Origin of the sequence: Bacillus sp. FJAT-53060, assembly GCF_037104745.1 — a bacterium.
Classification (GTDB): domain Bacteria; phylum Bacillota; class Bacilli; order Bacillales; family Bacillaceae; genus Bacillus; species Bacillus stratosphericus_B.
On record NZ_JBAWSW010000016.1, the window covers coordinates 24,900 to 37,453 of the forward strand.

Here is a 12,554-nt window from a genome sequence, read left to right on the forward strand (position 1 = left end):
TCCTGAATATTCATAAAAAATATATCATATGCAGATCTAGTTATCTATACCAATTTGTCCATATCTACTCGAAATCCCACCTTTACTCTTTTGGAGTAAAATGTGGTAAGCTATTGAGTAGAATGAAGTTATAGAAAGCGGGAATGAACAGTGATTGTTAAACATGATCATGAGGTAGAAGCCTTAAAAAAAGTCGGCCGAATTGTCGCTATGGCCAGAGAAGAAATGAAAAGCCAAGCGAAACCAGGCATGTCTACAAAAGAATTGGATTTTATCGGAAAAAAGATCTTAGAAGAGCATGGGGCCAATTCAGCGCCTGAAAAGGAATATGACTTCCCCGGTACAACTTGCATTAGTGTGAACGATGAAGTCGCACATGGTATTCCAAGTGAAAAAACCATTTTACAAGAGGGGGACCTCATTAATATTGATATCTCAGCAGAGCTGGACGGATATTATTCGGATACGGGGATTTCATTTGTGTTGGGCATAGGCGATGCTCGTCTTGAAGCATTATGCCAATGTGCGGAGGATGCATTCTTTGAAGGATTAAAGCATGCGAAAGCTGGTAAAAGGCAAAATCAAATTGGCCGTGCCGTCTACAATACCGCAAAAGAGCAAGGTTTTACGGTCATTAAAAATCTGACAGGGCACGGCATTGGGAAAAGTCTGCACGAAGCACCAAACCATATTCTGAACTATTATGACCCATTTGATAATGCTTTGTTTAAGAATGGTACAGTGATTGCTTTTGAACCTTTCATTTCAACAAATGCTGAATCTATTTATCAGGCTGATGATGGCTGGACATTTAAAACACCAGATAAAAGCCTTGTGGCTCAGATTGAACATACAATTGTGATCACAAAAGACGAACCGATTATTTTAACGAAGCTGTAAGTCAATCAGTTCCCTCTTTCACTGGAGGGGATTTTTTCGTGTCCCTTTCACGAATCTGTCACGACTAAACAAAAATGCCTGTGGTAAAATAGGCAAAGATATGCGAAAGGGGTCTTATTGATATGTGGTTCATCATCATAGGTGTCATCTTTTTCATCGAAAGTATTATCTTAACGGTTGTGGGTCTCAAGAAAAAACAATCCATGATGACGTATCTTGGTGTTGTCTTGATGATTATGACGATCGGCATGATCATTGTCACCCTCAATCCACCAAATTCATAATTCATCATTTCCAGCATATACATGGATCATAGGCAGATAGAATCAGTTTTCACTTCTTAACACCTGCACACTTTTCACGTCCTTTTTTGAGATGTTACAATGCAGGCAGTTTTCATTGAAAGGAGTTTTCTATCATGCATTATGGTAGCAAAGGCTGGTATGTCGAAGAATTAAAGAAGCTTGGTGTGACCGAGCATGAAGGAAGAAAGCTTCAAAGCTTTAAAACCTTTTTCCTTGCAAATCTTCTTGAGCAAAAGAAACCCAGCTCATAAATGTTGAAAAGCCTCACATCTGTGCTGATGTAAGGCTTTTTTTAGATGTGCTGTATTCGTTTTTCTAACAACTTCCTCACTACATTTACCAAGGCATCTACTTCAAGAACAGCTTTTAGTCTCTGCGGATTTATTTGACGATATTTGACTTCTTTGATTTCCTGGACCGTGATGTGATGGGCGCTTTTTCAACTAACACAAGAGGTTGATCAGGCGCACATTCCTTCTTGTAACACACGCAAATAAACTACAAGTTGATGAAGCCACTTACCAAGTTAGCTCATTACGCGAACTTTCGGATAAGAGGATCATGATGTTTTATACAAACGAAGCATTATACAAAAAAACCCAGCTTTCCGCTAGGCTTTTTCTACCCTATGATAGGGCTTATCCTGATAAAAATAATTCGGTTTTACAATGGTATTGTCATAGTGACGATGGAAGATATGAGTAGCAGCAGGTGATACTGGTGGAATCAGCCATGTCCAATACCCAGTCAGCTCACGCTCTGCCTTTTCTTCCTGCTTTTCAAATTGTTTAAATTGATGAGCTGCGGTATGGTGATCAACAATGGTCACCCCTGCCTCGCTATAAGAATGAAGAACCGCCACATTTAACTCTACAATGGCTTTGTCCTTCCAAAGTGATCCATTCTTTGTCGTGTCCAGCCCTAAGATAGAAGCGACTTTTTTCAACATATTGTAGCGATTTTCATCTGCTAAGTTACGTGCGCCAATTTCTGTTCCCATATACCAGCCGTTAAATGGTGCAGCGTTGTAATGAATGCCACCAATCTCTAGTTTCATATCAGCAATGATCGGAACAGCGTACCATTTAAGTCCTAAATCGTGAAATCCATCATATTCAGGATGTGTGATCTCCACTTCTTGAACGATCTCTTTCGGAAGATCATACAAAACAGGCGGCTGACCTTTCAGCTGAAACATGAGGGGAAGTATATCAAAATGCGTGCCTTCCCCTTTCCAGCCATGAGCTTCACAAATCTTTGTCAATTCAAGTGATGCCTCGTCACCTATAATGCTATTTTCCGTCTCATACCCTGCATAACGAACAAGCTGATGATTATAAATAACGACTTCTTTTCGTCCCTCGTGCTCTGGCGGAAAGATCGTAATGGACGGTTTGATTTTCCCGCCATTTGTCGCATATTCAATATGATGAAAGAGCGCCTCTTTCACCTCATCTTCTGTTTTCACATGGCGGCAGTCATGGACATGCAGTGTCGACCAAAACAAACGGCCAATGCAGCGGTTACTGTTGCGCCACGCCATTTTAGCCCCGTGAGCTAATTCCTCTGGCGTATGAGTATATATGCCTTCAGACTCAATTTCTTTTTTTATTTCATGCAGACGTGCTGCTTTCTCTTCATTTGACTTGTTTAATTCTTCATAGCATAAAGAAATAAAAGCTTCTGCTTCATTCCACAACGCTTCTTGGTTACTCAAACATACTCGCCTCACTTTAATATGAATATATCCATTGTAGCGGTTTCCATTAATAAATTCACTTGTTTCAAACCATTTTTTATCATATCATCCGATCATTGTCCTTAGACAGTAGACTGCCTTAGGAGTTGAAGGGTCTTTTGGAGCCAACGAATATACCCTTTTTCTCTTTCAATTGCTCTTGTCAGCACTAAGTAACGTCCAAATTGCGCTGAATGCAGCGATTCAGCAGAAGGGTCTTCGTCTACTTAAGTATTCAGTTTTTGTTCAAGCATGTGCTCTTACTTGGTCCTTCATTTGCTCAAGCACTGCTTATTCTTCATTCTGGGACTGATGTTGCCACCGATGTTTTAATGGGCGGCATATATGATATCGTTCTAGCAGTTTGCACCTCCAGATGTTCAGCTTGCTTAAAGTGACTTTCTTTTGCCCATCCTCACCGTTACAACCCCTAATTCCAATAGATTCATAGAATAGACTCTAAGAAAATCATATCATTTTTTATGACTAAGATGAGAAATTTCATTCAAACAAAAAAGGACGACTCAAATTGAGTCATCCCTGTGTGTTTATTACCGCATAGCCTGCTACGGTATTCACTAAGGAAAGACCTGTAGCTGTTATAGGAGCAATCTAGTTTGCGGTGTGACTGATACTTTCAGACCAGTAGCGATGCCGTTTGTAATAGCACCTAGCGATAAAACACCGGTTAAGGCTGGCTCGCTACTTGAGTGAAGCTGTTATTTGGTGTTGGTGAAGCAAACAAACTAGCCGTAACGGTCATACTCGTTCCAACCAATATAGTGCTACGTAACTATCTTACTAATATATACAGTAAACGAAGCCCGTGTTCTATTTATTAGAAACCAGAGCTGTCATGATGAAAAACACATCTAATAACTCTCCTGTTAATTGAACACCATAATACCAATACCTATTACAAAGTACAAGTAGATCCGCTCGCTATCGTTGCTAAGCCAATATATAAACCTAGTACTAGTACACACTGATTAATATCAGACGGTCTGTTACTGCTGTAATCAACTGATTCTGACAAGCGTAAGTCTTAAATAATCATTTGTTATATCCTGCCCGCTAACATTCGTTAATTGAATTGTCGATCCTGCAGGGATATTACCTGTAAAACCGATAGCTGTTACTTCTTGACCGGCTGTAGTTCCCCTAACTCTACCACCACCGATATCAAAAGTACCATCGAGTATTATATTAATCCCAAGCGGACCAGCTTGCACAGCAACAGAGGAAACAATTGCATTTATATTATAATTACCACTTTGTTGAATAGTAAAAGTAACTGGTGCAGTAAAAGTCACATTGTCCAAGAACTGACTCCCAACTAATGAAAAATTAGCATTGTCAGCAACTGTTTGTGTAGTGTCATTAACAGTTGCAGCAGATGCTGTAGCAAGCGTCCCGGTTGGACCGGTATCACCGGTTGCTCCTGTGACTCCCGTCGGGCATATTATGCCATGATATGAACAGCAATCATCACAACAGCGACAACCACAATAGTAATCATCACAACAACAATCACAGCAATAGCGGTCTAAATATTTTCCATATATACCTTCAATATACCTGCTATACTCTTCTAGACTTCCTACCGCGCATAAGACTTGAATTTTTTTCTTCTATTTAATATAATTTAATTATCGCTAAAAATAGCAATAACATTTTCTTGTGAGAAGAAAGTACTACAAAAAGCTTAAATCACTATATTGCATGCAATAAATTAACGTTATTAATATTGTCTGGTTCTTGTTAGCATATGTTCCTTTTTTTCTTCTGTGACAAAAACAGCCTATTTTAATAGAAAATAAGATTATTCCCGCTATCGCAATATTTTCGCTTCTCCCGTTAAAATAAACTTCACCAACAAACCAATCCTATTCATCCACTCCAAAACATGCATATCCTCATCGCGTATAAATTTTATTAACAATAATATAAAATCAAACTCATTTCTTGTTAAAAATATTGTAATCCCCACTTAAATAAATGGGGATCGATCCGAAATTTGTTTGATTATAAATATCTTTTGGACTACTTATTCCAACAATAATTAACTAAAAAATAGACTTCCTTCCATATAAATAAATTCTGATAATGATTGTGTTCCACTTAAATCTGTCCAACCCCCTACGATTGCGATAATTGTTCCTGCCGTTATATTGATTGCAAGAGCATTATTTACAACAGATAATATGGTTGTATTAGGATTATTAACTCCTCCAATATAACTTGAAGATGCATATGAAATAGAAGCAGGAATAATTGTAAAATTATACGTACCAATAGCTGGGGTTGCAACAGCGATATAAGGTGTAAACTGAGTACCTGCATTCGGTACGAAAGACGAAAAGTTATTGAAGTTAGCCGCAATACCTGTAAGTGTTACATCTACAGGAAGTACAAAAAATAACTGATTGTTATCGACTCCAAATGGTACTGAAAACGTACTTCCACCTACTAATGGAAAACTGTTACTGCTTTTACCAAATGCAATCAAGTTAATTGCATTGGAAACACCTGCCGCATCTGTAGAAGGTAAAGCTGTAGGACCAACTCCTGAACTGAATGCGATTGCAAATCCTGGTCCAGTAACTCCGGTTATTCCTGTTGCTCCTGTAGCTCCTGTGACTCCGGTTGGACCGGTTGCTCCGGTTGCTCCGGTTGCTCCGGTTGGACCTGTTGCTCCTGTGACTCCGGTTGCTCCGGTATCGCCGGTTGCTCCTGTGACTCCGGTTGCTCCTGTTGCTCCGGTTGCTCCTGTTGCTCCTGTTGCTCCGGTATCACCGGTTACTCCGGTTGCTCCTGTGACTCCGGTTGCTCCTGTTGCTCCGGTATCGCCGGTTGCTCCTGTGACTCCGGTTGCTCCGGTTGCTCCTGTGACTCCCGTGGCTCCGGTTGGACCTGTATCTCCGGTTACTCCCGTGGCTCCGGTTGGACCGGTTGCTCCTGTGACTCCCGTGGCTCCGGTTGGACCTGTATCTCCGGTTACTCCCGTGGCTCCGGTTGGACCGGTTGCTCCTGTGACTCCCGTGGCTCCTGTGACTCCCGTGGCTCCGGTTGGACCTGTTGCTCCGGTTGCTCCTGTTGCTCCGGTATCGCCGGTTGCTCCTGTGACTCCGGTTGCTCCTGTTGCTCCTGTTGCTCCTGTGACTCCCGTGGCTCCGGTTGGACCTGTATCTCCGGTTACTCCCGTGGCTCCGGTTGGACCGGTTGCTCCTGTGACTCCGGTTGCTCCGGTTGCTCCTGTTGCTCCGGTGACTCCCGTGGCTCCTGTGACTCCGGTTGGACCTGTTGCTCCGGTTGCTCCTGTTGCTCCGGTGACTCCCGTGGCTCCGGTTGCTCCGGTGACTCCCGTGGCTCCGGTTGCTCCGGTGACTCCCGTGGCTCCGGTTGCTCCTGTGACTCCGGTTGCTCCTGTGACTCCGGTTGGACCGGTTGCTCCGGTATCACCGGTTGCTCCTGTGACTCCGGTTGCTCCTGTTGCTCCTGTTGCTCCTGTGACTCCCGTGGCTCCGGTTGGACCGGTTGCTCCGGTATCACCGGTTACTCCGGTTGCTCCTGTGACTCCCGTGGCTCCGGTTGGACCGGTTGCTCCCGTTACGCCTGTAGCTCCGGTTGCTCCGGTTGGACCGGTTGCTCCGGTGACTCCCGTGGCTCCGGTTGGACCGGTTGCTCCCGTTACGCCTGTAGCTCCGGTTGCTCCGGTTGGACCTGTTGCTCCGGTGACTCCCGTGGCTCCGGTTGCTCCCGTGGCTCCGGTTGGACCGGTTGCTCCGGTATCACCGGTTACTCCGGTTACTCCGGTTACTCCGGTTGCTCCGGTGACTCCCGTGGCTCCGGTTGGACCTGTAGCTCCGGTTGCTCCGGTTGGACCTGTTGCTCCGGTTGCTCCTGTTGCTCCGGTGACTCCCGTGGCTCCGGTTGCTCCTGTGACTCCCGTGGCTCCGGTTGCTCCTGTGACTCCCGTGGCTCCGGTTGGACCGGTTGCTCCGGTATCACCGGTTACTCCGGTTACTCCGGTTGCTCCTGTGACTCCCGTGGCTCCGGTTGGACCGGTTGCTCCCGTTACGCCTGTAGCTCCGGTTGCTCCGGTTGGACCTGTTGCTCCGGTGACTCCCGTGGCTCCGGTTGCTCCCGTGGCTCCGGTTGCTCCCGTGGCTCCGGTTGGACCGGTTGCTCCGGTATCACCGGTTACTCCGGTTACTCCGGTTGCTCCTGTGACTCCCGTGGCTCCGGTTGGACCTGTAGCTCCGGTTGCTCCTGTTGCTCCGGTGACTCCCGTGGCTCCGGTTGCTCCCGTGACTCCGGTTGCTCCTGTGACTCCGGTTGGACCGGTTGCTCCTGTTGCTCCGGTTGCTCCTGTTGCTCCGGTGACTCCCGTGGCTCCGGTTGCTCCTGTGACTCCCGTGGCTCCGGTTGCTCCGGTATCGCCGGTTGCTCCTGTGACTCCCGTGGCTCCGGTTGGACCTGTAGCTCCGGTTACTCCCGTGGCTCCGGTTGGACCGGTTGCTCCCGTTACGCCTGTAGCTCCGGTTGCTCCGGTTGGACCGGTTGCTCCGGTATCGCCGTCTGTTGCTCCGGTTGGACCGGTTGCTCCCGTTACTCCCGTGGCTCCGGTTGGACCGGTTGCTCCGGTATCGCCGGTTACTCCCGTTACGCCTGTTGGACCAGTTGGACCAACTGGTCCTCTTCTTCCTCTCCCCACTGACGATCCTTGAATGACACAGACACAAGGAACTTTTCCGCAGCATGGATTTTTCACTGTTTTTCTTGGTTTCCCTTTCTTACAACTATCACATTCCCAGATATCATCCTTATACGCATCGTACCAGCTACCTTTTGGATCTATTGAATAAGGTGGATATGTCTTTCCGCATTGTCTACATCTTTTCATAGAATCACCCCCAGCCATCGTATTCATCCTCACCAGGAAAAGTGTATGTACCATTTTATTTTTATTTTGTACATATCAAAAAGACCTTGTACTCCATGTACAAAGTCTACAAGCTGAAAGCCCCTTATAAAAGTAAGAGGGTTTTGGGGTTTGCGTTTATGCCCAGTTTTTCACTTTATCATGGTCTGTTACAAATAGAAGGACTTTTCCTTTGTCTGAATGTTCTTCAAACCTCTCAGCCTCCTTCTTTTTAGATGGTGGCTGCTTTTTTTTGTGTGCTTAGCCATATATTTTGAATGAAAAGAATCATCATGTTATTGTAAATCTAGGATGCAAGTGAAAGGGAGGATTTGACATGGGTCAACAAAAGCAAATTCAATTAGCAAAACGGCCAAAAGGGTTACCTGCAAAAGATGTTTTTCATTTTGAAACAGTTGATATACCAGTTCCGCAAAATGGCGAAGTCTTGATTCGAACGAAATATGTTTCTGTAGATCCTTATATGAGAGGACGAATGCAGGATACAAAATCCTATACACCTCCGTTCAAGCTAAATGAAGTGATTCAGGGTGGTGTTGTCGGAGAAGTCGTCGAGTCAAAATCCCCTCCATTTGAAGAAGGTGATTTTGTCCTTGGGTTTCTTGGCTGGCAACAATATTCCACTGCCAAAGCCGAGTCTCTGACAAAAATTGATCCATCCATTGCGCCATTATCCTATTACTTGGGCATTTTAGGCATGCCGGGGCAAACAGCCTATTTTGGACTTCTTTCCATTGGCCAGCCAAAAGAAGGTGAGACGGTTGTCATTTCTGGAGCGGCAGGTGCCGTTGGTTCTGTTGTAGGACAGATCGCTAAAATCAAAGGCGCACACGTCGTAGGAATTGCCGGATCTGATGATAAGCTTGCTTACTTAAAAGAGCTGGGTTTTGATGAAACCATTAATTATAAAACAACCAATGAATTAGATGATGCCATTGCAAAAGCCTGTCCAAACGGCGTCGATGTGTATTTTGACAATGTAGGGGGCGAAATTTCTGATGCAGTGATGAATCATTTGAACCGCTTTGCACGCATTCCAGTCTGCGGCGCTATTTCTTCTTATAACATTAGCGCAAGCGAGGACATCGGACCGCGCGTGCAAACAAAGCTCATTAAAACAAGCTCATTGATGCAAGGGTTCATTGTTACCAACTATTCAGATCGTTTTGAAGAGGCTGCAAAGGATCTCTCACAATGGGTGAAAGAAGATAAACTCACTTACAAAGAAACCATTATCGAAGGTTTTGACAACATTCCGGATGCGTTCCTTGGACTGTTCAAAGGTGAAAATGTCGGTAAACAGCTTGTCAAAATTTCATAACAAGAAAAGGACCCTGCCGTATGGGCGGGGTCCTTTTTTTATGCCTGATGATGAGGTGCAAGCTGCAACTGGCCTTGCTTATACACAATTTCTTCAAGCGAAAGATTCAGCTTTTTCGCCATTTTTTTCAGCAGCGCATGCTCTTGTTGTGTAACAAGACTGATGACAGCCCCTTCTTTTCCTGCACGGCCTGTTCTGCCTGAACGATGAATATAGCCTTCTTCATTTGGCAGATCTGCATGGATCACATACGGTAAATCGTCGATATCAATGCCTCTTGCTGCAATATCCGTTGCAAGAAGAAGCGGAAATTCATGCTGTTCAAATGCCTTTAAAATGACAGCACGATCGGCTTTTTTCGCTTCACTATGAAGCACACCAAGATCGACATGGTGATACGTTAATTTTTCTGCATAAATGCTTAAATTCGTAATATCACGCACAAAGACAAGCGCCTGCATGTCCTCAAGCCGTGACAGCTTTTGGAGCAATTTCACTTTATCCCGCTGATCGCATAACAGGTAATAATGCCCTACCTTCTGCGCTTCTTCCTGGCTTCTGCTAATTTTCAATACCTCTGGCTCAGATGCCATGTCTTTGATGAGTTGAACGGTTTCCTCTTTCAAAGTCGCAGAAAAACAAAGGATTTGTCTTTCTTTTAATGTGGATTTAATGATCGCTTGGATCGTTTTCATATGCTCTGGGACAAGAAGCTGATCTGCTTCGTCTAACACGATCGTTTTGACATCATGCATTTTTAGCTTCTTGATTTTGATTAATTCTTGTACGCGTCCCGGTGTCGCCACAACGATGTTCGGGTGTTTCTTTAGCTTTTCCTGCTGCTTCTTGATGTTTGCTCCGCCTATTAAAGAGATGGCTTTAATGTCTGATCCTTGTTTGAATTGCTGGATGACATCAAAAATTTGCATCACAAGCTCTCTTGAAGGTGCTAAGATTAAGACTTGCGGATGTTTGATACTCACATCGATTTTATTTAAAAGCGGCAGAACATACGCAAGTGTCTTCCCCGTCCCAGTTGGCGATTCTGCAATCACATCACGCTTCTCGGTAATCCACTCTGCTGTTTTTTCTTGTATATCTGTTGGTTTCTCAAAGCCAGCAGCTTCAAAGTTCTCTCGCATAAATGGCTTTGCTTCTTGAAAAAATGCCCAAGTTTCCGTCATGTCGATCTCCTTTATCCTCTTTCAATCTATCCTTAAGTATCTCAAAATCAGCTTTGAAACGCAATTTTTCTTTTGATGCTTTTATCGAGCCGGACAGTTCGATATAATCATGAGAGGCACTAGCCGTTTTGAATCTATTTGAGGTGTAAAAAATGATATTATCTGTTAAAGATTTAAGCCATGGCTTTGGCGATAGAGCCATTTTTCACGAAGTCTCCTTCCGTTTATTAAAAGGCGAGCATGTCGGCTTAATTGGTGCAAACGGTGAAGGAAAGTCAACGTTTATGAATATGATTACTGGCAAGTTAGAGCCAGATGCAGGAAAAGTCGAATGGGCAAAGAATGTCCGTGTCGGCTATCTTGATCAGCATACGGTGCTAGAAAAAGGGAGAACCATCCGTGAAGTCCTTCAAGATGCATTCCATTATTTATTTGCCATGGAAGCAATGATGAATGACATATATGGCAAAATGGGTGAAGCCGATCCTGATGAACTAGAAAAGCTGTTAGAGGAAGTTGGCGTCATTCAGGATGCACTGACAAACAATGATTTCTATATCATCGATTCAAAGGTAGAAGAAATTGCAAGAGGTCTTGGATTAACTGATGTTGGGCTAGACCGAGATGTGACAGAGCTCAGCGGTGGGCAGCGTACGAAAGTGCTGCTTGCGAAATTGCTGTTAGAGAAGCCAGAAATTCTCCTTCTCGATGAGCCGACCAACTATTTGGATGAGCAGCATATTGAGTGGCTAAAGCGCTATTTACAGGAGTATGAAAATGCGTTTATCCTTATTTCACATGACATTCCGTTTTTGAACAGTGTCATTAACTTGATTTATCATGTTGAAAATCAAGAATTGACACGCTATGTTGGTAATTACGATCAATTCAAACAAATCTACGAAGTCAAAAAGCAGCAGCTTGAAGCAGCCTATAAAAGGCAGCAGCAAGAAGTCGCTGAACTAAAGGATTTTGTAGCAAGAAACAAAGCACGTGTCAGTACAAGAAATATGGCCATGTCTCGTCAAAAGAAACTGGATAAGATGGACATGATTGAATTGGCTGCAGAAAAGCCAAAACCAGAATTTCACTTCAAGCCTGCACGTTCCTCCGGGAAATTGATTTTTGAGACGAAGAATTTAGTGATCGGTTATGATGAGCCGCTCTCTCGCCCTTTGAATCTTAAAATGGAACGCGGACAAAAAATTGCGTTATACGGCGCAAATGGAATCGGGAAAACGACGTTACTCCGAAGTCTTTTAGGAGAAATTATACCGATTTCTGGTGAGGTAGAACGCGGAGAATTCTTGCATATTGGGTATTTTGAGCAAGAAATAAAAGAGCAAAATAGCAACACCTGTATTGAAGAGGTGTGGAGCACCTTCCCTTCCTACACGCAATATGAAGTTAGGGCCGCCCTTGCCAAATGCGGCTTAACCACAAAACATATTGAAAGCCGTGTGTCTGTTTTAAGTGGAGGGGAGAAAGCAAAGGTCCGCCTTTGCAAACTGATCAACGAAGAAACCAATTTGCTTGTTCTCGATGAGCCGACAAACCACTTGGATATCGATGCGAAAGAAGAACTAAAACGCGCTTTAAAAGAATATAAAGGAAGCCTCTTATTGATTTCCCACGAACCTGAATTTTATCAAGATGTCGCAACAGAAACATGGAATTGTGAATCTTGGACCACAAAAGTGCTATAACACCAAAAAAGCCTTATATCTTCTGAGCAGATATAGGGCTTTTTTCTATTTAATAACCTGCTTGAATATTCACCAAATGCTTACGACCAAGGAGCAGGAAGCAGGATCAACATCCCTAACAGAAGAACAGCAGCCCCTACATCATAAGGTGTGCTTGTTGAGTAGCTTTCAGCGAGTGCTCCTGCGATCCAAGGAGCACTCGCCCACCAATAAATCGTACAGCACTGTAAGAAGATGAAGCATTATTCCGTGCTTAAAAAAGAAAGTGACTGAGGCATATGAAAATCCACGTTTTGTAGAAGATGTAGCGAGGTTAATTGCGGTCGAACTGTATGAGCAAAGCTGGATCAAAGGTTTTCAAGTTAGTTTAGAAATCCAGAATTCATTCATCAGCATGATGCTATGCCAAATGCTCCTATCAAAAATAACTGTAGAGCGCTCTACAGTTGAAATAT

General features: G+C 44.0%; 10 protein-coding genes and 2 pseudogenes. 6 read left to right on the plus strand and 6 right to left on the minus strand.

Annotated features, from left to right (window positions below):
• The first annotated feature begins 150 nt into the window (after positions 1 to 150).
• From map to WAX46_RS07995, 3 genes are all read left to right on the plus strand, one after another.
• Entirely contained in the window at positions 151 to 900 is a 750-nt protein-coding gene (gene map, locus WAX46_RS07985) for a type I methionyl aminopeptidase (RefSeq protein WP_226569385.1), read from the plus strand.
• A 122-nt stretch (positions 901 to 1,022) separates the two neighbouring features.
• Complete coding sequence (locus WAX46_RS07990) at positions 1,023 to 1,184, plus strand: hypothetical protein (protein WP_226569387.1); 162 nt, start codon at positions 1,023 to 1,025, stop codon at positions 1,182 to 1,184.
• 134 nt (positions 1,185 to 1,318) lie between these two features.
• Positions 1,319 to 1,456, plus strand: coding sequence for a YflJ family protein (locus WAX46_RS07995; RefSeq protein ID WP_226569389.1), 138 nt, complete (start codon positions 1,319 to 1,321; stop codon positions 1,454 to 1,456).
• Positions 1,457 to 1,497: 41 nt separating this feature from the next.
• On the opposite strand, the gene WAX46_RS15815 is transcribed toward WAX46_RS07995, so the two are convergent.
• From WAX46_RS15815 to WAX46_RS15820, 5 genes and pseudogenes are all read right to left on the minus strand, one after another.
• A complete protein-coding gene (locus WAX46_RS15815) occupies positions 1,498 to 1,629 on the minus strand; it encodes a 3-alpha domain-containing protein (protein WP_376776460.1) in 132 nt (43 codons plus the stop codon).
• 186 nt (positions 1,630 to 1,815) lie between these two features.
• Entirely contained in the window at positions 1,816 to 2,922 is a 1,107-nt protein-coding gene (locus WAX46_RS08000) for a nitric oxide synthase oxygenase (RefSeq protein WP_226569391.1), read from the minus strand.
• Between the two features lie 104 nt (positions 2,923 to 3,026).
• A pseudogene (locus tag WAX46_RS08005) lies at positions 3,027 to 3,197 on the minus strand (PadR family transcriptional regulator); the annotation flags it as partial.
• A 765-nt stretch (positions 3,198 to 3,962) separates the two neighbouring features.
• Complete coding sequence (locus WAX46_RS08010; protein WP_336493613.1) at positions 3,963 to 4,265, minus strand: hypothetical protein; 303 nt, start codon at positions 4,263 to 4,265, stop codon at positions 3,963 to 3,965.
• A gap of 740 nt (positions 4,266 to 5,005) precedes the next feature.
• Positions 5,006 to 7,903, minus strand: coding sequence for a beta strand repeat-containing protein (locus tag WAX46_RS15820; protein WP_442895666.1), 2,898 nt, complete (start codon positions 7,901 to 7,903; stop codon positions 5,006 to 5,008).
• Between the two features lie 301 nt (positions 7,904 to 8,204).
• On the opposite strand from WAX46_RS15820, the gene WAX46_RS08025 reads away from it, so the two are divergent.
• Positions 8,205 to 9,209: an NADP-dependent oxidoreductase gene (locus WAX46_RS08025; RefSeq protein ID WP_336493616.1), complete on the plus strand. Its 1,005-nt coding sequence runs from the start codon at positions 8,205 to 8,207 to the stop codon at positions 9,207 to 9,209.
• A gap of 38 nt (positions 9,210 to 9,247) precedes the next feature.
• Here WAX46_RS08025 and WAX46_RS08030 read toward each other — a convergent pair whose 3' ends face one another.
• Positions 9,248 to 10,393: a DEAD/DEAH box helicase gene (locus WAX46_RS08030; RefSeq protein WP_336493617.1), complete on the minus strand. Its 1,146-nt coding sequence runs from the start codon at positions 10,391 to 10,393 to the stop codon at positions 9,248 to 9,250.
• A 152-nt stretch (positions 10,394 to 10,545) separates the two neighbouring features.
• Between WAX46_RS08030 and WAX46_RS08035 the strand changes: the two genes are divergently transcribed.
• Together WAX46_RS08035 and WAX46_RS08045 are read left to right on the plus strand one after the other, a co-directional pair.
• Positions 10,546 to 12,099 carry an ABC-F family ATP-binding cassette domain-containing protein gene (locus WAX46_RS08035; RefSeq protein ID WP_336493618.1) on the plus strand — a complete coding sequence of 518 codons (1,554 nt, stop codon included), beginning with the start codon at positions 10,546 to 10,548 and terminating at the stop codon, positions 12,097 to 12,099.
• 256 nt (positions 12,100 to 12,355) lie between these two features.
• A pseudogene (locus WAX46_RS08045) lies at positions 12,356 to 12,549 on the plus strand (GTP cyclohydrolase, FolE2/MptA family); the annotation flags it as partial.
• Positions 12,550 to 12,554: the final 5 nt, after the last annotated feature.